The sequence below is a fragment of the Eubacterium sp. AF22-8LB genome (assembly GCF_003458715.1).
In the GTDB taxonomy this organism is placed as follows: Bacteria; Bacillota_I; Bacilli_A; order Erysipelotrichales; family Erysipelotrichaceae; genus Holdemanella.
The window spans coordinates 1-21,642 of sequence record NZ_QRVI01000018.1 but is presented as its reverse complement, the minus strand read 5'-3'; the positions used below and the strand labels follow the sequence as shown (position 1 = coordinate 21,642).

Genomic DNA, 21,642 nt, shown 5'->3' with positions numbered 1-21,642 from the left:
TCTATTCTACCACATTTATAGAATATTCCGTATCATAATTTTGATTCACACATATCGTTACACGCTTCTTCTTTAAATCATATACACAAGACCACTGTGTCTTTGAGATTTTTCCTTCTTTATTCTTATGTGCATCCTGTGAACAATTCGCCAATAGCTTCATCGCCTCGCGATTCGATAGTTTTCCATTTGTGGAACTTAATTTTTCATCAATAATTTGGTAGCGGTCTTGACCAAAATTAAATTCTGCTTCCGGTTGAGTCAATAAGAAATTCGTAACACACTGATAATTCTTATCTGGATATACAACCTTCATTTCATCATTTACATATTCTACGGCAACACTTTTTCCAGATGCATCACAAATTTGGAAGTGATAACAGCTGTTTGCGCTTGAATGCATATCATAAGAAGATAATAATTCTAACGCTTCATCCACATTCTTTGCCTTATCCAACATCATTCGAATCGCTGTTGTGGTTGTGATATCCACTTTTTCAGTATTTTGATTTGTAGGTTTTGTATCAATCAATAACACGCCAACAGCCAATCCTTTTTCATTCATCCCATCTAGTGGTGCATAGGGAGCTGCCAAAGTTACCAATGAATCTTTTAATGTATCTGGTAAATATTTTTCATTATATCCTACAAAACCTAAATTCACCATAGATACAGAGGCATAACCATTTTTAGGCTTTGTCTTCACTAACACACTTGGCGAATAATCCATATCAAAGTTGCGTCCAAACAGATATCCTGAATCTTTATTATGTGCAATAAATGTAGAACAACCTAAATCTGGAATCTTAATACTTAATGGTAACCCCTTCATTACGTGATTCACCACAAATTCGACAAGCTCTTTATCATTGCTTGCACCTTTTTCTAAAAACTCATCCAATCCATAATCCGCACTATAATCCATTGTATACATTGGATATGCATCGATTTTTTTTAATGATTTTAATGAACTATATTCATTATGAAACAGACAAACAATTCCTATTCCACAGATCAATAATAAACATACTATTGTAATTCCTATTCTCTTTAATAATTTCATATATACTCCTTTAGTTCATTTTGTGAACTATTAAAGTATACAGTATTAGTTTACTTTGTCAACCATAAAAAATAGAGATGAAATTAATCATCTCTACGTCCAAGTAATTGTAAAATGTATAAGAAAATATTTAAGAAATCTAAATACAACTGTAAAGCCATATAAATCGATATCTTTTCATCTTCATAGCCATTTAACATATAATTCATTCTTTGAATATCCCAAGCTGTAAGTCCTGTAAATAATAGTAATCCAATCACGCTCCAAAGACGTACGTCCATGCTGACTCTAAACAACATAAAGAAAAATTGACTAAAGATCATCGCAATCAATCCAATCAAACAGATGTTTCCTACTTTACTAAGATTCATCTTAGTCGTCTTTCCAATAATAGCTAAACATGCAAAGTAAATTGCACTAATGCCAAATGCAGCAGCAATCTGTCCGGCACTATATACATAAGCCAATGATGTCATATTGATTCCCATTGTCAGTGAATAAATAATAAACATTGTCTTCATTGTAGAAGCAGGTGTATTACGTGATAATTGACGTCCCATTGAGACTGTGAGTGAAATTTGTACCACCAACAATAATAATGAAATCATTGGAATCTGAATAATGAACATGAATATACCTGAAGCATACAACAATGCAGAAGTGATTGCCGTAATTCCAAGTCCTACCACCATCCAGCTGTATACTTTATATAGTGAATTTGTACTTACTGAATTTGAATAATTATTTGTATACATAAATATACCTCCTATTTTTAGAGTATTTTATGTTTTTTACATATACATTACAATGTACAACTCTATCAAAATGACTATTATATCCATCGATCTTGCAATAAAAAATCTTGTAGATGCACAATTTTGATTCCCTCATCATTTCCAACATCTAAATCATTTAACGTTACTACATACTTAGGATAATTATCTTGAATATCCTTCAAATTCGAAGTTTCACGATCTGAATTTTCGGGTAATTGAACACAGACTTGTACATAGATTTTTTCATCTCTTAAAATAGCGACAAAATCGATTTCCTTTGTACCTAACTTTCCAACATAAACATCATAGCCTCGTCTTTTTAGTTCTAAATACACAATATTTTCCATTACGGCATCTAACATATTTCGATTATATCCAAACAAAGCATATTTCAATGAAATATCTGCCAAATAATATTTTTCTTGTGTTTTCAAAATATTTTTACCCTGCAAATCATATCGTCTACATGGATAAATAATAAAGGCTTGTTCTAACCATCTTAAATAATTATATATACTTTCATTTGAGAGTTGTCGATTCTCACTCTTTAAGAATTTAGAAATTGAATTGGCCGAGAATGTCTTACCTGTATTTTCAACCACATATTTTACAACACGATCAAACAATTCTTGTTTATGAATGCGATGACGATTTACTATATCTCTAGAAACAACTGTATAATATATGCCATTCACAATTTGATATGCCGCATTTGATTCATATTCATTTAATGCGACAATAGGAAAACCGCCAAAACGTATATACTCATTCAATAACTCTCTTTTTGATAATTGACTTTTAGATTTGAATTGTAAATACTCACTAAATGACAATGTATATACAGGTATTTGTACATATCTTCCAGTTAAATAAGTTGAGATCTCACTCGACATTAATTTTGAATTTGATCCAGTCACGTAAATATCGAAATTTCCTTTTTCCAACAAAGAATTTACTACCTTTTCCCATCCCGATATTTCTTGAATCTCATCCAAAATCAAATATGAATAATCATTATCTCTTGATTCACAAACTAGTTCATCATACATTTGTTTAGCCGTAACATTCTGCGCTATATCCATATCTGTATATCTTTTACAGATAATACATTTTTTCTCAATTCCAGAAGCAAGCAATTTTTCTTTCAGCATCTCAAAGATAGTTGATTTTCCACAACGCCTTACGCCAGATAAGATTTTCACTAATGGTTGACCAATGAATGGAGTTATAGCTTCTATATAATCATGTCTATTAATAATCACAATATCACCTTCTTTATTCTAAGTATACCAAATAAAGTATATATTTTTAACAATTTTTACAGTGTAAACCTGTAAAACTTTTAATTAATCAATACTTTTTCAAGTTAAAAAGAGAATGTATTTCTACACTCTCTTACTTAATGTCCAATTCAATAGGCTCATCCATCGTATCACTGACATATTTGCCATTCTTTTTTCTTTGTTTTACACACTCTGTCAACAAGTATTCAATTTGTCCGTTGACACTGCGAAAATCATCTTCTGCCCATGAAGCGATTTGATCATACAATTTTTTTGAAAGACGCAAAGGAATTTGTTTCTTTTCCATTAATACAGACTGCCAGAATTAACGACTGGCTGCGCATCATGGTTTCCACAAAGTACGACTAATAAGTTTGAAACCATAGCCGCTTTCCTTTCTTCATCTAATTCTACAACCCCATTTTCATTTAAACGATCCAACGCCATTTCAACCATACCAACAGCTCCATCCACAATCATCTTACGCGCATCAATAATCGCACTTGCCTGTTGTCTTTGAAGCATTACCGCTGCAATTTCTGGTGCATATGCCAAATATGTGATTCTTGCCTCAATGATTTCAAGACCTGCATCTTTTACTTTACTTTGAATTTCATCACGAATTCTAGAAGCTACTACTTCACTTGAACCTCTAAGACTTCCCTCATCAGCAATACCATCACCTGTTGTATCTACATTTTCAGCGACATCATAAGGATAAATACGAACAATATTTCTTAATGCACTATCACATTGCAAAGAAAGATATTCCTTATAATTATCTACATTAAACACAGCTTTTGCGGTATCTGTAACACGCCACATTACGGCAATTCCAATCTCAACTGGATTTCCTAAACAATCATTGATTTTTTGACGATTGTTGTTTAAAGTCATGATTTTCAAAGATACTTTTTTAGAAGTCATTTCTACCGTTCCATTATTTTGTGCTTGTAAAATACTCTTCTTAGAACCATCATCCACATCCCCACTCTGATTTAATTTTGTCTTTGCGGCAGGATTGACAGCCTGACAAAAAGGATTGACAAAATAAAATCCAGCATCCTTTAAAGTACCTACATATTTACCAAATAACGTTAAAACTAAAGCTTCTTGTGGCTTTAACACTTTTAAGCCAAGAAATGGAATCCAACCAATGCATAGCCATACAACACCAATAATAAATAAAGGCCAAACGAATGATGCACCAAGTATTGTCATCAATAAAGCTACAAGGTATAAGACAATCCATAATATCATCATGGCCATGCCATTCTTTTTGTTGCTTAAAACTTTTTCTGTCATATAAGCACCTCCACTATCTAAATGATATCATTTTGATATCTAATGTCAACAAAAAAAAGACAGGTTAACCTGCCTTATTGATTATAAGCTTTTGTGTAAAGTTTCAAGAACTGTCTTAAGATCATTCACACCCATTTGACCTGGAGCACTCGCCTTTTTAGCTGCACCAAAAGTCAAACAAGAACCAAATACTTCACCAGCTAAACGAGAAATAACGCCAGTAGCTTCCATAGACATTGTGATAATTGGACGATTTGCATGTTCTTCAGCCATTTCATTAGTAGCAGACAATAATGTCAATACATCCTTTTTAGATTGAGGCATCACCGCAATTTTAGGAATGTCTGCACCCTTTTCTTGCATAGCACACAAACGAGAAATGATTTCTTCTTTTGATGGTGTTTTAAAGAAGTCATGGTTCGACATGATTACTTTTACTCCATTTTCATGAGCTGTCGTTACAATCGTTTCAACTTCTTTATCTCCTGTATATAATTCAACATCTACTGCATCTACATATCCACTTTTGGCAACGGCACAGTTTAATTCAACATAATATTCAGTAGATACTTCTAATTCTCCACCTTCTTTTTTAGAACGGAAAGTAGCTAAGACTGGAGTTTCTTTAAATACTTCACGTAATTCTTTAGCCATTTCAACTACAGTCACAGTATTTTCAACACCTTCAAACCAATCCATACGCCATTCGATAATATCAGCTGGTGTATCAAGAATGATTTTCGCTTGTTCTAAAACATCTTCTTTTGTTTTCCCACAAATAGGAACACAAATCTTTGGTACACCTGCACCAAATGCAACATTTTTCATTGTTACTGTATTCATTTTTTTATTCTCCTTTATTCATATTTTTTGTATATGCATCAAACAACGCATCACCGACTTGTTGTCTGATCTCTTCATAAACCGAACTTGAACGGTTTCTCATTTCATTTAATACTTCTTATGATAAATCGATTTCTTTTGTACCACTCTCTTTAATGATACTTAAACGATCTGACACACGTTTATCACATTGTTCACGCGAATAATCATGCGCATTTTGAGCTGCTTGATCTACAACCTTTTTGTCCTTATCTGACAAACGATTATGAAACATAAATAGTTCCTCTTCAATCGTTAGATTTAGAGCGATTATAAACATTCTCATTCTACCTGTCAATACGCATATTAAATCATATACAAGATGTCAAAGATCTTTACATGCTCGAATGGATCAAATACTTTTCGAATGCCTTTTCTGCATCCAAATGTACAGACTTAAAGAAAACAATACCCCATATAACATAGGTTGGTATAGCGATAATGGCAGATATGAAATAGGAAAGAATAGCTCCTAGGAATAGAATCAATGAATATGTAAAACATTGATTTCGCATATCCAAAGAAATAGATGCTTTATCATATTTTTCCGGATGATTTAGTGTACGAAAACCAGAAACAAAATATGCTCCTTTTTCTTTTAGTATCGCAAACAATATTCCTAAAACAAGAAACAACACTGCCAAGATAATACATGCCACAAATCCGCCATTCATAATAATCACCACTTTTATTATACACTTTTGAAACTACTTTCTGTTTTTTTACATTCATTTTCATTTTAGGGTTGTCAGTTTCAATGAAATGGTGTATTCTATGCGTATGGACAATTCAAGACATTATTACTTTTACTTTAAATAGCCCTGAACAAAGCCATATGTATACAATGGTTATTTTTAAGTTTCAGGGCGTTACACAAAAGCATTTCTACTTCGAAATGCTTTTTTTAACATTTAAAGAGATGTTCTAGAAAAGAGGAAATGATATGAAATACGGATTGATAGGTGAGCATTTAGGGCATAGTTTCTCCAAACAAATTCAGACAAGAATTGCAGAGATTGAGAATGTAAAAGATTATGACTACCAATTGGTGGAATTAAATAAAGATGAATTCAAAGAATTTATGGAAAAGAAAGATTTCAAAGGAATCAACGTAACTATTCCATATAAAAAAGATGTCATTCCATATTTGGATGAAATGGATGAAAGTGCCAAGGCCATTGGTGCTGTCAACACAATTGTCAATGTGGATGGTAAATTAAAAGGATTCAATACAGACTTTGGCGGATTCTTATATATGGTTAAAGCACACAACGTGCATATGGAAGGCAAAAAAGTCTTGATCATTGGCAATGGCGGTGCTTGTGCGGCTGTTAAAGCCGTTTGTGAACATGAAAAAACCAAAGACATTGTGATTGTTTCAAGAAGTGCCAATCGTGGTGCCATTAGCTATGATGAAATGTATACATCGCATTTAGATGCAGACATTGTAGTGAACACAAGTCCTGTTGGAATGTTTCCAAATATTATGAATGCACCCATTGATGTAAGTTGGTTCCACAAATTAGAATGTGTATTGGATGTTGTATACAACCCAATTCTTACTCGTTTATGTTTTGAAGCTCAAGAAGCAGACATCAAGCGTGTGATTGGTTTGGAGATGTTGATTGCGCAGGCAAAATATACATTTGAAATTTTTGAAAACATGTCTTTTGATGATTCCATCATTGATGAAATCAAAAAAGAAATGTTGAAAGATCGTTGTAACATTGTATTGATTGGTATGCCAAGTGCTGGTAAAACAACAATTGGTAAAATGCTTGAAGAAAAGCTTGGAAAAGAATTTTTTGACTTAGACGATATGATTATTGCCAAGGCTGGAAAAAGCATACCAGAAATCTTCCAGGAATCTGGAGAAGCTGGATTTAGAGCGATTGAAACTGAAGTAGCAATTGAAGCTAGTAAAATGAACAATAAAATTATTGCGACAGGTGGTGGTGTCGTTAAGCATAAAGTCAATATGGACTTCTTGCGTTTAAATGGAATCACGATTTTCATTGATCGCGATATCGATAAATTAATCAGTTCTGATCCAAATAGACCTCTATCAAGTTCTAAACAAGCCCTTCAACAAATGCATAAAGAAAGATACCCATTGTACCAAAAATACGCTGCTTATGTAGCTGCCAACAATGCGAATATTGAAGAAACAGTAGACGATATTGTGAATGCCTATCACAGCATTTTAATTGATGCCGTTGCAGACTAGCGAGAAGGTTTATTATCTTCTCGTTTTATTTTAAAAAGGAGAAATCATATGGAAAATCAAGTTACACAATTATTAAAAGCTATGGTAAAACCAGACTATACAGCTTGCAGCTATGCATTCATGCAGAATGGAAAAATTGTATGTGCCGATGCGATTGGTGTCATTGACAAAATCAATAATCAACCGATTACGACGGATTGCACATTTAATGTTTGTTCCATCTCAAAAATTTATTGTACTGTATGCATCATGCAGCTAGTAGATGAAGGATTAATTCAATTAGAAGATAAAGTTGCAAATATTCTTCCTGAATTTAAAATGAAAGATGAAAGATATAAAGATATCACAGTACGCATGTGCTTAGATCATTCAAGTGGACTTCCAGGAACACAATGGAAACATTTTAGTGTGAATACGACTTCTAAGTTTGACTACTATAGTGAAGTATTAAACTATTTATCAAAAAGCACTCTAAAGGCAGATCCAGGAATGTATAGTACATATTGTAATGATGGATTTACATTAGCTGAAATGGTCGTTTCAAAAGTGCGTAACATGCCTTATGAAAAGGTCTTAAAGAAATATATTACAGAAAAGATTGGCGCAAAAAGCACAAATACAACATATACAATTGATTCAAATTATCCTTTAGTTTCTGAAGGAAAGAAACCAAAAGAATACTTTCCTATTCAAGGAGCTGGAGGCATTACGACTTCCATGATTGATCTATGTAAGTTTGGACAATTATTTCTTGAACCCAATTCCATTATTAGTGAAGAATCCAAAGCTTTAATGGCGAAATCCTGGGGAGCTACTTTTCTAGAATCGGATCTAGGAGCCATTGATTTTGGCTTAGGCTGGGATCTAGTCAAACACCATGATCCAGATTATGATTTTGGTGATGGCGTTTTAGCTAAAGGTGGAAACAGTATGTTCTTTAGTTCAAGACTGATCATTGTTCCAAAATACAATGCCGTACTAGCATTAAGTGAAACACATGATTGTGGACTCGATGTTCCTACAACTTTAATGCGCCTATTCAATACCTATTTAGAACCAAATACATATCCAGATTATTCAGGAATTTATGCCCATGCCTTTGGTTTACAAAAAATCACAACCATCAAATCAAGTATGGTTGTGCAAGATAAAACGGAAAAAGGCTGGGTCATGAGTGATTTGTTGGATTATGCAGATGGTAAATGGACCAATGAAAAAGGAAATCAAATCTTCTTTGAAGGAAATTATCTTTTAAAGACAACACGAAATCGTACGGTTGCGTTTGCACAAAAAGCTAAGAAACAAGAACTAAACTCCGTTTGGAAAGCAAGATTAAATAAGAAATATATCGTGTGTGATACAACCTATTATGATATTGTCACTAATCAAATGTTATGTAGTGTGGAATTTAACAGGACTGAAGATACAATGTCATTAATTGTTCATGGCAATAAATCTGAGCCTGTATTATCTGAATTTCCAATTGAAGTTATAGATGATGCGCATGCACAAAGCTATCTAAACACACCTTGTAATGGTTCTAGAGATCGTATTGAGCCTTATTTTGAAAATGGTAAGCTATATTGTGCAAGCTATACCTATATTTGTGAAGATAATATAGAACCATATAATTCTCAATTATTTGAAAACGAAAATAAGGTTTATAAAATCAACAACACATTAGAAACTTTACCAACTCTTTGTGACGATCATCGAATTCTAGTATTAGACTCAAATGGAGATCTTTATTATGATTCTATGGATGTAGAAGAATATAAACCTATTGAATCTGGATTTATCATCTTGGTTTAACCTTAACGTGGATGGAAGTAATATACTCCTCCACTTTTTTTGTTTCATGTATATCAATTAATAAAAATTCTAAAAATGGACCTTCAATTGTGTAGTTGTGATCTGTGATCCAATCTTTCATTTTATAAAATATTTGATTTGTACGATCATATTCCCCTGTGTATGTATACGTACAATATAGGCCTTCCTCTAGAATGAAGTCATACTTTTCTTCTTGAGTTAAGACAAACACACTTGTATAGACATATTCATCATTTTTATATTCTACAATACTTCCGGAATCCATGTTTCCTAACACAGAAATATCTTCTTCCATCGATTCCGTAAGCTTAGTCAATAAGAAATCAATTTTTTCATCTTGATCAATCTTTTCTTTTAGATACCGACAATATCTTTTGGGAAAAGATTCCACCTGAAAAGTATTGAATTGAATATGCTTCGTATAATCTAAAGATGCAATTCGAGTTTGAATGGAATTCAATGTCACATTCAATTCTCGAATCTGTTTTTGAATCAATTTCTCTTCTTCCTTTAAAAACACAATTGTATTATTCACACTTCGATTATCTAAATAATCTTTAATTTGATGCGTATCATAACCCAATTTTAAGCAGTCACGAATAATATTTAAAATATAAATATCCTTCAGTGTATACAAACGATAATTGGATTGGGATCGCATAGGACTGATCAATCCTACTTCTTCGTAATATCGAAGAGAATCTGTTTTAATATTGTATAATTTTGCGATTTCATTAATTTTATAATATTTTTTCATATAACCATCCTTGACCTTAGTATTATACCAAGGTTTACAGTTTAGATGGAGGTTTTTTATGTTAAAACAATATCTTAAATTTGTCATACCATCCATATGCTCAATGGTAATCTTTAATTTATATACATTAGTCGATGGTATATTCGTTGCCCATTATGAAGGTGATACGGCATTAGCTTCCATAAATGTGGCAAGTCCATATGTCACAACCATTTTCTCAATAGGTGTATTATTTGCGATTGGTTCAAGTACTGTTATGTCCATCTATCGAGGTGCGAATGAAGAAAGAAAAATGCATGAAGTATTCACAATGAACACAATTACGATTTCTTGTGTAGCATTCTGTATTGCGATTTTATCCTTCTTAAATTCCCATCATATAACTGAATTTTTAGGCGCCAACGCAGATGTCTTTAACTATACAGACACTTATATAAAGGTATTATCCTGCTTCTCTTTCTTTTATATTGTTTCCTATTGTTTTGAAGTACTTTTAAAAGCTGATGGCTTTCCACAAAAATCTATTATGGGTATTTGTCTAGGTGCTGGAACTAACTTAATTCTAGACCCATTATTTATGGGGTTATTTGGCATGGGTATTGATGGAGCTGCATTAGCTACAGGTTTATCTCAGCTTGTGACATTCTGTTTCTTCTTTTATCATTTTGCGTTTAGCCATAAATCACACTTCCATTTTGTGAAGGCAAGCTATCCATGGCATGAATATTCTAGAATTCTACCTTTAGGACTTCCCGATTGTATTTCCGAAATCTCTCCAGGCATTATGATTACAGTATTTAATTATCGTATCAATCAACTCCTTGGTACGGATGGATTAGTTACTTTTACAGTCTTGATGTATATTTATAATCTTGTATTGATGGTAATGGTTGGAACCAGTCAAGGAACACAGCCTTTAGTTAGCTATTACTATGGTCGAGACGATAAAAAAGCCGTTTCAACTTTCCATAAATATGCACGTGTTTTAGTCTCTTGTGCTGGAGTTTTATTATTCTTAATTGTAGAAGTGTTTGCACCAAATATTACAGCTGCCTTTATTCCTAAAGATACTACAAGTTATTTCAATACGATTACAGCCCTTCGTCAATTTAGCTTTGTCTTCTTGATTATGGGACATGTCGTAATCACAAGCGGCTACATGGTTGCTTTAGAAGAACCTAGAAAAGCTTTCGTACTATCCATTTCTCGAGGAATCATCTTTGTCTTATTTTCTTTGTTTGTATGTACAACACTATTCAAAGAAAATGGAATCTGGATCAGTTGTACAATTTCTGAAATCTTCTGTTTAGTTATTGCCCTGTATGATTTAAAAACACAAAAGAAAATATAAAAAGAGTGAATATTCAATTTTGTTTTGAATATTCACTCTTTTATTAAATACCTAAAAATAAATGACAGAATAAAGCAGCAATTGCAGCTCCTACAAAAGGTGCAATTCCTGGAACTAATAGTCCATATTGCCAATCATTATTGGCTTTATTTTTAATTGGTAATAATTGGAATGCCAAACGAGGTCCTAAATCACGAGCTTGATTCATCGCAAATCCAGTTGTTCCTCCAAGACCCATACCAACAGCCCATACAATAAGTCCAACGCCAATTGGTAATTGAGTTTCATATTTTGTGGCAACCGCTAAAATAGCACTTAAGAAAACAGTTGTTGCGAGTGTTTCGACAAAGAAGTTTCTTGGCAAATTTCTGCAGTTTGGATTGGTAGAGAAAATATTACGAATGGCGATTGGATTCACATTTCCTTCACTTTCTGTAAAATGATCCTTATACATCACGTAACAAATCAAAGCTCCTACAAGTGCACCTAAAAATTCGGCAATAACGTATGGAATAAAGCTTGTCCATGGAAGCATACCTAAAATACATTGTGCAAGTACCATGGCAGGATTCATACAAACTCCGCCAAAAATATATAGACAAACACTGATACCAAAAGCCCATGTTGTGATTGCAAAGATGTGTCCACTTCCGTGATATTTTGTATTTGTCAAAACTTCATCGCAGTGTACACCGACACCAAATAAAATCATAAGTCCTGTTGATAAAAATTCCGCAATTAAATTGTGTAACATAAATTCAAATTTCCTTCCTTAAATATTTACAACGACACCCAAACCATCAGGAATGACGGCAACCTTGGCATCTTTTCCTTTAATTTCAAACGCTTTTTGTAAAGCTTCGTCGACTGTAGCCGCTAAATCCATGTGCATATCTTTTACAAGTTGTGGGTCTACTAAATCGGAAACCATGATTACTTTGTGATGTGCTAAAATACGTGCACAGATCTGTGATGTCCATTGATCTGGAATGGTTTCTAAACGAGGTGTATGGATAGCTTTTTGTTCAAACTCCTCTGGATCTTTAACATCAGCAATGTTATGGTAGAAGCCTACCCCTCCATGTCCATCACGACATCCTGCAATCATGATGATAATGCCATCTGGATTTAATGTAGCTTCAGCAGCTGTCATTCCTTTGATTGCCTGATAAATATTTTGATCCAAAGGATATCCACCATTCGTACTGATTGCGATATCACAATCTACTTTATTTACACTTGCCAAAGAGCGAACAAAATCGCAGCCTTTTTCATGCGCTTTTTCCATATCTCCGGCAAAAGAACCAATGATTTCATGATTTCCATTTAAAACAACATTGACAATAAATGCGAGCTTGGCTGTTCTTGCCGCATATACCATATCTTCATGAATCAAATTGTGTTGTAAATTTCCTGGACGTGACATTTTATCATTGATAAATTCTCCACTATGATTTGCCATGATTGTTTTATAAGAAGCAATGCCTGGTAATACTGATTTTCTTCCTCCAGAGAATCCTGCAAAGAAGTGGGCTTCAATAAATCCTTCTGAAATTAATAAGTCGGCTTCAGCTGCCACTTTATTAATAATGCAGTCTCCTCCACTTGGTAATTGTCCAATTTTGACCATGGCAGAATCATCTGTAGATACGTGCATTACAATTTCTTCATTTTTAACAATTTCTTCTCCATATTTAGCTACAAGCTCTTCATGCGTACTTGGTCTGTGAAAACCTGTCGCAACTAAAATACGAATACGTGCATCAGGTGATACACTACGAATTCTTCTTAAAAGAATGGGTGTAATAATTTTTGAAGGTACAGGACGCGTATGATCTGAACTAATAATGACCACATTTTTCTTTCCCTTAGCTAATTCTTCTAAACTTTTTGAACCAATAGGATTGTCAAGTGACTGTTCTACAATTTCATTTTCTGAAAGTGAAGTTTGATAATCACTTTGTCTTCCCTCTAGCACTCCAGCTAGATTTTTATCTTCTAATTTGATTTTCATTTGACCTTTATCATAAGGTACATTCATTTCAAACATCTTTATCTCTCCTTTTTTTTCAGGCATTAATATAAGCCAAAATGATATTTTTTGAAACTACTTTTGTTGTTAACATTTGGTGTATCAGAAAATATGTTTTATGTTATACTACGGAATTGGTAAAGGAGAATCTGTTATGAATAGTGAGTACTTTTTGCAGTTTTTAAAAGAAAAAAATATGCCTGTAATTGAAAAGAAAAGGCACACCTATTTAACTTATTATGGACTTGAACAACAAGACACATATGTATTAAAGGAAGGTGTCATTAAGACAAGTATTATTTTACGGGATGGACGTGAATTTATTATTTCTTATATAAAGGCCCCCGATATTATTTCTTTATTAAGAGATCAAGTCAGTCAATATACATCAGCCCCATTTAATGTTCGTATTGAAAGTGATGTGGCAACCTTTTATAGAATACCAAGAGTATTATTTTGGGACTATGTAAACCAAGATAAAAAGCTACAGGACTATGTCAATTCATATTATAGAGACAAATTATCTGAAGCTATTTTCCGCCAACAAGTCATGACAATGAATGGGAAAAATGGAGCTGTTTGTGCATTTTTATATCAGTTAATTCATTTGTTTGGTCGTAAAACACAAAATGGCACACTCATTGATTTTCAAGTTACAAACGATGATATAGCAGGTTTTTGTGGAATATCCACTCGTAACAGTGTAAATCGTATTTTAAGTAAACTAAAAGACGAAGGCGTAATCACAATCGTCAACAAAAAAATATATATTTTAGATATAGATTACATAGAGCAATATGTACAAGCTTAAAAAGTATTTCACTCTGCATAACAATCAGACTTGCCAAAAGGCTTAGTAAACCTTTGTTTTCTAGCTAAAACAATTTATATTTTCGAAAAAAGGAGTTTTACAATGAATAGTATCACAAAAAAATTAGTATCTTGCGCCTTATGCATTGCCCTAGGAGTCTTACTTCCTATCGCATTTCATGTTATCCCAAATGCCGGAAGTGTGTTCTTACCAATGCACATTCCCGTATTGATTTGTGGATTATTTTGCGGAGCACCATATGGTTTGGCATGCGGAATCATCACGCCATTTATCTCAAGTGTAATGACAGGTATGCCTCCTGCAATGATGTTACCTAAAATGATCATTGAACTTGGTGTTTATGGTCTTGTGGCTGGTCTATGTACACAATATATTCCACAAAAAAATGAAATGACAAAATTATATATGAGTTTGATTATTGCGATGCTTGCAGGAAGAATTGTGAATGGATTCGTCAGCACATTTATCCTAAGTACACAAGGCTACACACTATCTGTATTTATGACAGCTAGCTTTATTACTTGTCTTCCAGGTATCATTATTCAATTGATTGTCATCCCAGTTTTAGTTCGTATTCTAAACAAGAGTATTTACAAACAAACAGAAAAGGTTTTTGCCTAATAAACTAAAAGGACCGAATATTCAGATTTTACATCTGATATTCGGTCTTTTTTTATTGTCGGTCAAAATACTTCTTACCCGCATCTGGATTGAAATACGTTCGGACATACCCATCTGTTGATACAACTACAAATTCATTCGTATCCTCTTTATAATATATGTCATCTCCATCTTCCTTTTCCGTTTTGTGTAAGGATTTTGGATCATTGATAACATCACTTGCAGCCATTTCATATTCTTCACTGGATGCAAAACCCATTTCTTTACCATGTTTTTCATAGTGTGATTCTAATAGGCTTTCATTACGAAAATGATATTCTTGATAATCAACGACAACTTGTTTTTGTTCCTTAACCTCACATCCCGTTGGAAGAACCAAAGAGAATATACAGAAGAATAACAGTAAATACTTATTGATGATTCTTTTCATATTGTTTCTTATACTCCTTCAAACTTAAGTGGTTCGCTCCACCAGCTAAAGTGGGATCTTCATATTGTGCCTTATCATCTTCCCATCCACATATTGGACATATTTCATAGCTTCCGGGTCCAGATTTAAACACGTACTGTCCACAAACAGGACACTTAAATCCTAATACTTTTGATATAGTTAACATGACTGTATCCATATCCATTGGTTTTGCGATATAGTCATTCATACCAACGGATAAAGCCTTTTGTTTGTCTTCCTCAAAGGCATTGGCAGTCATCGCAACAATTGGAATATCACTGAATTCACGTATCTTTTGCGTAGCCTGATATCCATCCATATTTGGCATTTGAATATCCATCAAAATAAGATCATACTTATTTTCTTTGACTTTTTGAACACAAGAAATACCATCATCTACTCGATCTACAATCAAGTCACAATCCGATAATAGCGTTACCGCAATTTCAGCATTTAAATCATTGTCTTCGGCAAGTAAGATGTGTTTTCCTTTAAGATCTATAATATTCGTTTCTTGTTTATTCTCTAACTCATTTTCACCAGCTATTTCAAAATGAAATTCCATTTGCGTGATTGTTCCACAATTCACTTTACTTGATATTTCAATCGTACCATTCATCAAATCAACCAAAGATTTTACAATAGATAGGCCTAAACCGGTTCCTTTTACAGTAGTTTGTGCACCCGATTTTTCTCTAGTAAAATCTTCAAAGGCATGTGGAAGATACTTTTCACTCATTCCAATACCTGTATCTTGAATCATGCATTGAAAATGGCCGGGCTCTCCTTCTTCAATTTGAATTAAAACCATACCTTCATTTGTATATTTAATAGAGTTACCTACAATGTTCAACAATATTTCTTCAAACTTAATTCGATCACAATATACATATGGATGTTGAATCTTTGTGGTACATTGATATTTCAAGCCTTTTTGTTCGGCTTGTTTTTCAAAGACTGAATTCAAAGACTCAATAATATCATATATATTACATGCCTTTATATTTAATGTTTCTTTTCCGCTCTCAATGCGTGCCATTTCTAATATGGAATTAATCAAATCTAAAAGAAATGTACTCGAATTTCGAATCTTTAATAAATAATCTTTTTCTTTTTCAATATTTCCAACATTCTTTTCCATTAATTCCGTATATCCCATAATTGCGTTCATTGGCGTACGAATATCGTGTGACATACTGAATAGAAAACGTGATTTTGCCGCACTTGCCTCTTGTGCTTTTTTGGCCTCCATCTCAATTTGAGTCGCATACTCTAAATCTTTTCGATGGCGAATTTCAAATTGGGCAATGGCTGCCGTTACTAGAAAATCGATCAAAATACTAGCGACAGCTAAACTTATCATTACATATGTATTGATCCAACCTTGTTTTGGCACAATTTCAAAATTCCATTTATTGTTGGGAAGCTTACACTTGACCAACAATGTATTTGAATCTATATTTTTTGAGCTTTGAGAAATAATAATCTTTTTCTTTGTGACACGATCCGTTTTCCAAATGACAAAATTATAAGATGCTTTTTTCAAATCACTTAAGTGAACTTCATCTAAAAATGCATCCCAATCAATGACTAAAATGGAAAATCCCCAGAACTCTTCATTCACATAGATGGGATCGTATAATAATGCTCCTTTTCCACCTTGTTTTAAATCATAAGGACCTTCTAATGTATATTTCCTTGTATCTTTTGCCAAAGTAGCAGCCTCTTTACGTTCATGTTCTGCCAACATATCCATGCCAATAGCTTTTTGATTTTCTTTAAATGGATATACATTTTGAATAATTCCATTTGGCGCAAGTTCAATTGTCTTAACAGCCGGATCATCTCCATATAGTCTAGATGCCACAGATTCAAAATAAGCATCGTCTAAATCAATTCCAGCCTCAACGGTCTTCTTTAAAAAGCCTACTTTTTCAATATACGACTCAAGCTTTATTTCAACACGATTAATTGTTGAATTTACTGTATATTCTGCCTTTAATTTTTCTTGTTGAATTACGCTGTTACGAATAAACAAACATGCCATATTCGTTAAAACAGAAACCAACACAAAACTAATTAGTATTTGATAAATTAAATTTTTATTTTCCATGGTTTCATTATAAAATAGGGTAGAGGAATAACACAAGGATTATTGCCCCTCCCATTGAACCGTACGTACGGGTCTCGTATACGGCTCTACATTTATATCGAATCTAAAACGAATCACAAAATCTCAAGATAGTAAATAAGGGGATTGACCAAACCTGGTCTATCTCCTTTCTTTATGCCTAGAACAGTAGGAGAAAGAAGAAAATTTACAATATTCCCAGTACTTCTCCTGTACCATCCTAGTCTGGAGTTAGCGCATTTAAATATATCTTCGTGGGTGAGATTACTTCTGCATGCTTTATTTAGTTTCATAAGATTCTTGTATATGCGCAACGGTCTTTTCCATTGTTTAATGATGATACATCTAACTTTATGACGTAACCACTGGCCAAATTTATCCAAGAATCCTTTGATACTCGAGATTTTAAAGTATTGTATCCAACCTCTGACCATTGGATTCAATTTTTCAAATGTAACTGATAGAGGTCTTGAAACTGCATGTTTTCTTTCCATCCATTTTTGAATATTTGTGTATAGACGTTTCTTCCTATCTTTAGTAGGACAACATTTCCACTCGCCACTATTCTTATAAAATGTAAAACCAAGAAATTGACCTTTAGTTGGTCTAACTACTTTAGTCTTTGTTGCACTAACCTTCAAGAATAGTTTCCTTTCTAGCCACGATGTCACTGATTTCATTACACGATTTGCACTCATTTCGCTTTTAACGAAAATGATACAGTCATCGGCATACCTAGCGAAGCGAAGATTTCTAGATTCTAGCTCCTTATCAAACTTGTCTAAATAGATGTTTGAAAGAATTACACTAATTGGACCACCTTGTGGTGTTCCAATAGCAGAACTACTTACTAGTCCTTTATCCAAAATTCCTGCCTGAAGATATGCTCGTATCAAATGTAATGTTTTACTATCATTGACACGCTCTCTTAAGATTGAAATTAATTTATCATGATTTACTGTGTCGAAGAATTTCTCAATATCCAGGTCAACAATCCATTCATAGCCTTCATTTAGATAGCTAAGCACTTCTTCCATCGCCATGTGTGCACTACGATTTGGTCTAAAGCCATAACTGTGTTCACTAAATACTGGTTCATAGATTTCACTTAGTACCTGTAACATAGCTTGTTGGATTACTCGGTCTACAACAGTTGGTATTCCTAATGGTCTTTGTTTACCATTAGGTTTAGGAATATAGACACTTTTGACAGGCATGGGCTTGTATTGTTTATTCAAAATTTTGGAAATTAGGTCTTCCTTATATTGATTAAACCATTCCTCAATCTCTTGCACAGTCATTTTATCCACACCTGGTGCACCTTTGTTCTTCTTGACCTTTCGAATTGCTTTCTGTAGATTCTCTTCACATAAAATCTTTTCAATCAATTCCATTTGCTGCTCCTCCTTCTATTTGTAAATTTATCTGGAAACATCCCAATTACCTTTACCATCTATGGTTACGCTCCATAGTTCTAGGCTATTCTCATATTCGGACTATCCAAACATTGCTAATAGAGATTCGCACTCTATAAACGTTTCAGTCCTTCAGTATTGCTACCTACTATGACTTCATCTGAATTCTCATGGTTAACCTTTTTCGCTACAAGGGTACTATCACTGATTTTAAAGTTTACTAGAATTCCTTGTCCATGAGACCTCCCGGGGTAAGACATGGGTCCTATTTCTTTCACAACGTCTTGATTTACTGTCTTGGTTTTACGTTTACCTTTTGGACTTTGATTTGTCGTGCACTCTCATCCACCATTTAGCCTCATCAAGTTTCTGTGCGTACGCTCAAAAGAATTGCTACACCACTTCCTTCACCCATGACATCACTGTCAACGGCTTGTGGTTCACTACACTTGGCGGTAACTACCTGTGGTTGGTTTAACTCCAACTGAACTCATGCCATGCCCGGCACACACGAAAAAAGGTGTGTGACAAAAATTATCACACATCTTTTGCGTTAAACTTTTCACTATAATGCGACTGCATAGCTTGCCAATCCATAAATAAAACATAGAAAACTCGACCAAAACGTTCGCTTTCCACAATTCTTCCTTGATCAAGTACAGGAATATAGGTTCCATCTTGTCTTCTTAATTGATAATGAATATAGTCATTCTTACTTCCACTTTCAATTTGATTCCAAATACTTGCTTCTACCGCTTTTTGTTGGTCTTCACGAATTAAGTTTCGGAAACTTTTCTTTGTGCCATTAAAGAATGCATCTAGATTTTCATATCCAGCCATATCTAAAAATTCTTTATTTGCGTAAAAAATTTCATCATTCTCTTTATCCGCTCGATAAATAATAAAAGCACCAGGTAAATTTTCAGAAATATCATTTAACACAAATCCTAGTTGTTTGCGAACTTTCGATTGAAATTCTTCACTATATGCCATACACCCATTTTTACCATGAAGCTTCACTTCATAAAGTGCAGCATCGGCACAACGCATGAGTTGAGACCTTTCAATCGCATTATTTGGATATTCAGCATAACCAAGTGAGATACAAAAAGAATATGTTTGCCCTTTATACGAAAATGTTTTTGGAGTTTTTGTGAATTGAATCAAAGCCTCCTTCGCTTCTTCAACCGTACAATTTGACAAAAGAATACAGAATTCATCTCCACCATTTCTTCCAAGCAATGCCGAAGATGGAAAGAATTCTCGCATATTTTCAGCTAAACTAATTAAAGCTTTATCTCCGTAGGCATGTCCATACATATCATTCACAAGTTTGAAATCATCTACATCTAACAATACAGCTACACAAGGCTCTTTGGGATTCTTTGAAATCCTCTTTTCTGCTATTTCATCAAATCCATAACGATTATAAAGCTTAGTCAGTCCATCTTTATGGGCCAGTTCTTTTAATTCAACTCTTCTTTCATCCAATAGGAATAAGACTCTTATAATTTCAGTTAGTAGAAGAACTAAGGATAGTCCTCCAAAGAAAATTAAATATAATGTTTTAGAATTGCTCCAACCTGCTCTAGGCATGATTTCCAATTTCCATTTTTCTTTTCCAACAGTCAAATTATAAGTGGCTGGGCAAATCATTTTATCACAATTCGCATCAACCTCTACATATTTCTTATCTAAAACAGACGCTTCTCTTGAAAGTCGATAATTATATTTAAATTTAGATAAAGCGTTTGTCGAATCCTCAAAAATTTCAGGAACGCGTAAAATCACAATTGTAAATCCCCAAAAATATTCTTGTCCATTTTCATCTTCTAGATAAATGGGATTGCGAACAACAAGCCCAGAACCTCCTTGTTTCAATTTAATAGGACCTTGGATAATGGTTATATTATGATTTTTTGCGTAATTTGAAATTTCACCTCGCTTTGAATCATTTAATAAATCAATTTTACCTTCTTCATTTCCTTCTTCAGGATAAATTTTCGTTACCACTCCATTCGGTGCTAATTGCACACTTTGTATAGAATAAGACATTAGATTTTCGGCTATTTTGGAAAAATTTATGATTTGGCCATTTCCATTTATTAATACCTGTTTTAATGTATCTGTTATTTCAATTCCATTTTCAATATCATTTTCTATACGCTGACCATATGTCACTGCATTTAATTTTGCGATCGTGCGCCTATCTTTTTGAATTTGAACATTCGAATTATATGTAAATACACTCAATAGACATATTCCTACAAGAAATACAATCAACGGAACTATTGTCTTTTTCTTCACTTTCTTATACCTCTAGTTATATTTTCAATTGTAGATTATAGCACAAATCCTTATTAAGAACTGTAAAAATTTTTTGTATAATACTTAATGTACGATTGCTGCATAATGTTGTCAGTTAAGAACCCTCACTGCTTGCGGTGAGGAGTAGTCAGTACTTATTAAATAAGTTAACGGCACTTGAAAATGTTACTCTATCTATGGATATTGCGAATGTGCATCAAAATGATAAAGAAGTAAGAGCTATTGAATTATTGGAAAAAGTAGGTTTAGATCAAGAACAGATTCATCGTCGAATTTTAAAGCTTTCTGGAGGGCAGTGGTACTATGTCAAGAAAAAGGACTCATAAAATAGATAAATTTTAAATTTTAATGCTTT

At 33.5% G+C, this 21,642-nt stretch carries 21 protein-coding genes; 6 read left to right on the top strand and 15 right to left on the bottom strand.

Annotation, left to right across the window (positions count from 1 at the left end; translation table 11 throughout):
• Position 1: 1 nt before the first annotated feature.
• From DWY01_RS07830 to DWY01_RS07800, 8 genes are all read right to left on the bottom strand, one after another.
• Entirely contained in the window at positions 2 to 1,063 is a 1,062-nt protein-coding gene (locus DWY01_RS07830; RefSeq protein ID WP_117995587.1) for a C45 family peptidase, read from the bottom strand.
• A gap of 83 nt (positions 1,064 to 1,146) precedes the next feature.
• The gene (locus tag DWY01_RS07825) at positions 1,147 to 1,818 is read right to left on the bottom strand and encodes a Bax inhibitor-1/YccA family protein (protein ID WP_117995586.1); all 672 of its coding nucleotides are present in this window, start codon (positions 1,816 to 1,818) and stop codon (positions 1,147 to 1,149) included.
• Between the two features lie 77 nt (positions 1,819 to 1,895).
• Positions 1,896 to 3,101 (bottom strand): ATP-binding protein, encoded by a 1,206-nt coding sequence (locus DWY01_RS07820; protein WP_117995585.1) that lies wholly within the window; start codon positions 3,099 to 3,101, stop codon positions 1,896 to 1,898.
• A gap of 133 nt (positions 3,102 to 3,234) precedes the next feature.
• Positions 3,235 to 3,429 (bottom strand): PTS ascorbate transporter subunit IIC, encoded by a 195-nt coding sequence (locus DWY01_RS07815; protein WP_117573687.1) that lies wholly within the window; start codon positions 3,427 to 3,429, stop codon positions 3,235 to 3,237.
• A complete protein-coding gene (locus DWY01_RS07810) occupies positions 3,429 to 4,427 on the bottom strand; it encodes an SPFH domain-containing protein (RefSeq protein WP_117995584.1) in 999 nt (332 codons plus the stop codon). The genes DWY01_RS07815 and DWY01_RS07810 overlap by 1 nt, the downstream gene beginning before the upstream one ends.
• Before the next feature lie 81 nt (positions 4,428 to 4,508).
• A complete protein-coding gene (gene aroD / locus DWY01_RS07805) occupies positions 4,509 to 5,270 on the bottom strand; it encodes a type I 3-dehydroquinate dehydratase (protein WP_117995583.1) in 762 nt (253 codons plus the stop codon).
• 118 nt (positions 5,271 to 5,388) lie between these two features.
• On the bottom strand, positions 5,389 to 5,589 hold the full coding sequence (locus DWY01_RS11445) for a hypothetical protein (RefSeq protein ID WP_147332174.1): 201 nt from the start codon (positions 5,587 to 5,589) through the stop codon (positions 5,389 to 5,391).
• A gap of 55 nt (positions 5,590 to 5,644) precedes the next feature.
• The gene (locus tag DWY01_RS07800; protein WP_117995582.1) at positions 5,645 to 5,983 is read right to left on the bottom strand and encodes a DUF3784 domain-containing protein; all 339 of its coding nucleotides are present in this window, start codon (positions 5,981 to 5,983) and stop codon (positions 5,645 to 5,647) included.
• 269 nt (positions 5,984 to 6,252) lie between these two features.
• Here DWY01_RS07800 and DWY01_RS07795 point away from each other — a divergent pair, with 269 nt between their 5' ends.
• Positions 6,253 to 7,536: a shikimate kinase gene (locus tag DWY01_RS07795; protein ID WP_117995581.1), complete on the top strand. Its 1,284-nt coding sequence runs from the start codon at positions 6,253 to 6,255 to the stop codon at positions 7,534 to 7,536.
• A gap of 48 nt (positions 7,537 to 7,584) precedes the next feature.
• Complete coding sequence (locus DWY01_RS07790) at positions 7,585 to 9,348, top strand: serine hydrolase (RefSeq protein ID WP_117995580.1); 1,764 nt, start codon at positions 7,585 to 7,587, stop codon at positions 9,346 to 9,348.
• Here DWY01_RS07790 and DWY01_RS07785 read toward each other — a convergent pair.
• The gene (locus DWY01_RS07785) at positions 9,335 to 10,126 is read right to left on the bottom strand and encodes a MerR family transcriptional regulator (RefSeq protein ID WP_158553679.1); all 792 of its coding nucleotides are present in this window, start codon (positions 10,124 to 10,126) and stop codon (positions 9,335 to 9,337) included. The two genes, DWY01_RS07790 and DWY01_RS07785, sit on opposite strands and share 14 nt — an antisense overlap.
• A 58-nt stretch (positions 10,127 to 10,184) precedes the next feature.
• Between DWY01_RS07785 and DWY01_RS07780 the strand changes: the two genes are divergently transcribed.
• Entirely contained in the window at positions 10,185 to 11,477 is a 1,293-nt protein-coding gene (locus DWY01_RS07780; protein WP_117995578.1) for an MATE family efflux transporter, read from the top strand.
• A gap of 43 nt (positions 11,478 to 11,520) precedes the next feature.
• On the opposite strand, the gene larD is transcribed toward DWY01_RS07780, so the two are convergent.
• Both larD and larA read right to left on the bottom strand, forming a co-directional pair.
• Positions 11,521 to 12,231: a D/L-lactic acid transporter LarD gene (gene larD / locus DWY01_RS07775; RefSeq protein WP_117995577.1), complete on the bottom strand. Its 711-nt coding sequence runs from the start codon at positions 12,229 to 12,231 to the stop codon at positions 11,521 to 11,523.
• A gap of 18 nt (positions 12,232 to 12,249) precedes the next feature.
• Entirely contained in the window at positions 12,250 to 13,527 is a 1,278-nt protein-coding gene (larA, locus tag DWY01_RS07770) for a nickel-dependent lactate racemase (RefSeq protein WP_117995576.1), read from the bottom strand.
• 136 nt (positions 13,528 to 13,663) lie between these two features.
• On the opposite strand from larA, the gene DWY01_RS07765 reads away from it, so the two are divergent.
• Both DWY01_RS07765 and DWY01_RS07760 read left to right on the top strand, forming a co-directional pair.
• Positions 13,664 to 14,320, top strand: coding sequence for a Crp/Fnr family transcriptional regulator (locus tag DWY01_RS07765; protein ID WP_117995575.1), 657 nt, complete (start codon positions 13,664 to 13,666; stop codon positions 14,318 to 14,320).
• A 102-nt stretch (positions 14,321 to 14,422) separates the two neighbouring features.
• Positions 14,423 to 14,962, top strand: coding sequence for an ECF transporter S component (locus DWY01_RS07760; protein WP_117995574.1), 540 nt, complete (start codon positions 14,423 to 14,425; stop codon positions 14,960 to 14,962).
• Positions 14,963 to 15,014: 52 nt separating this feature from the next.
• Here the strand turns inward: DWY01_RS07760 and DWY01_RS07755 are convergent, their stop codons facing one another.
• The 4 genes from DWY01_RS07755 to DWY01_RS07740 form a co-directional block, all read right to left on the bottom strand.
• The gene (locus DWY01_RS07755) at positions 15,015 to 15,392 is read right to left on the bottom strand and encodes a hypothetical protein (protein ID WP_199519925.1); all 378 of its coding nucleotides are present in this window, start codon (positions 15,390 to 15,392) and stop codon (positions 15,015 to 15,017) included.
• Positions 15,373 to 17,526, bottom strand: coding sequence for a response regulator (locus DWY01_RS07750; RefSeq protein ID WP_147332173.1), 2,154 nt, complete (start codon positions 17,524 to 17,526; stop codon positions 15,373 to 15,375). The genes DWY01_RS07755 and DWY01_RS07750 overlap by 20 nt, the downstream gene beginning before the upstream one ends.
• Before the next feature lie 113 nt (positions 17,527 to 17,639).
• Positions 17,640 to 18,938, bottom strand: a complete 1,299-nt coding sequence (ltrA, locus tag DWY01_RS07745) for a group II intron reverse transcriptase/maturase (RefSeq protein ID WP_117995572.1) — start codon at positions 18,936 to 18,938, stop codon at positions 17,640 to 17,642.
• Between the two features lie 558 nt (positions 18,939 to 19,496).
• A complete protein-coding gene (locus DWY01_RS07740; RefSeq protein WP_117995571.1) occupies positions 19,497 to 21,266 on the bottom strand; it encodes a diguanylate cyclase domain-containing protein in 1,770 nt (589 codons plus the stop codon).
• A gap of 197 nt (positions 21,267 to 21,463) precedes the next feature.
• Between DWY01_RS07740 and DWY01_RS07735 the strand changes: the two genes are divergently transcribed.
• The gene (locus tag DWY01_RS07735; protein ID WP_199519924.1) at positions 21,464 to 21,613 is read left to right on the top strand and encodes a hypothetical protein; all 150 of its coding nucleotides are present in this window, start codon (positions 21,464 to 21,466) and stop codon (positions 21,611 to 21,613) included.
• The last annotated feature ends 29 nt before the right edge of the window (positions 21,614 to 21,642 follow it).

Excerpts from the sequence above, each read along its gene's own strand:
- DWY01_RS07795 (WP_117995581.1), top strand. The coding sequence starts at position 6,253 with ATGAAATACGGATTGATAGGTGAGCATTTAGGGCATAGTTTCTCCAAA.
- larA (WP_117995576.1), bottom strand. The coding sequence starts at position 13,527 with ATGTTTGAAATGAATGTACCTTATGATAAAGGTCAAATGAAAATCAAA.
- DWY01_RS07780 (WP_117995578.1), top strand. The coding sequence starts at position 10,185 with ATGTTAAAACAATATCTTAAATTTGTCATACCATCCATATGCTCAATG.
- DWY01_RS07825 (WP_117995586.1), bottom strand. The coding sequence starts at position 1,818 with ATGTATACAAATAATTATTCAAATTCAGTAAGTACAAATTCACTATAT.
- DWY01_RS11445 (WP_147332174.1), bottom strand. The coding sequence starts at position 5,589 with ATGTTTATAATCGCTCTAAATCTAACGATTGAAGAGGAACTATTTATG.
- DWY01_RS07750 (WP_147332173.1), bottom strand. The coding sequence starts at position 17,526 with ATGGAAAATAAAAATTTAATTTATCAAATACTAATTAGTTTTGTGTTG.
- DWY01_RS07800 (WP_117995582.1), bottom strand. The coding sequence starts at position 5,983 with ATGAATGGCGGATTTGTGGCATGTATTATCTTGGCAGTGTTGTTTCTT.
- aroD (WP_117995583.1), bottom strand. The coding sequence starts at position 5,270 with ATGAATACAGTAACAATGAAAAATGTTGCATTTGGTGCAGGTGTACCA.
- DWY01_RS07830 (WP_117995587.1), bottom strand. The coding sequence starts at position 1,063 with ATGAAATTATTAAAGAGAATAGGAATTACAATAGTATGTTTATTATTG.
- DWY01_RS07810 (WP_117995584.1), bottom strand. The coding sequence starts at position 4,427 with ATGACAGAAAAAGTTTTAAGCAACAAAAAGAATGGCATGGCCATGATG.
- DWY01_RS07760 (WP_117995574.1), top strand. The coding sequence starts at position 14,423 with ATGAATAGTATCACAAAAAAATTAGTATCTTGCGCCTTATGCATTGCC.
- larD (WP_117995577.1), bottom strand. The coding sequence starts at position 12,231 with ATGTTACACAATTTAATTGCGGAATTTTTATCAACAGGACTTATGATT.
- DWY01_RS07765 (WP_117995575.1), top strand. The coding sequence starts at position 13,664 with ATGAATAGTGAGTACTTTTTGCAGTTTTTAAAAGAAAAAAATATGCCT.
- DWY01_RS07785 (WP_158553679.1), bottom strand. The coding sequence starts at position 10,126 with ATGAAAAAATATTATAAAATTAATGAAATCGCAAAATTATACAATATT.
- DWY01_RS07735 (WP_199519924.1), top strand. The coding sequence starts at position 21,464 with ATGGATATTGCGAATGTGCATCAAAATGATAAAGAAGTAAGAGCTATT.
- DWY01_RS07755 (WP_199519925.1), bottom strand. The coding sequence starts at position 15,392 with ATGAAAAGAATCATCAATAAGTATTTACTGTTATTCTTCTGTATATTC.
- DWY01_RS07815 (WP_117573687.1), bottom strand. The coding sequence starts at position 3,429 with ATGGAAAAGAAACAAATTCCTTTGCGTCTTTCAAAAAAATTGTATGAT.
- DWY01_RS07790 (WP_117995580.1), top strand. The coding sequence starts at position 7,585 with ATGGAAAATCAAGTTACACAATTATTAAAAGCTATGGTAAAACCAGAC.
- ltrA (WP_117995572.1), bottom strand. The coding sequence starts at position 18,938 with ATGGAATTGATTGAAAAGATTTTATGTGAAGAGAATCTACAGAAAGCA.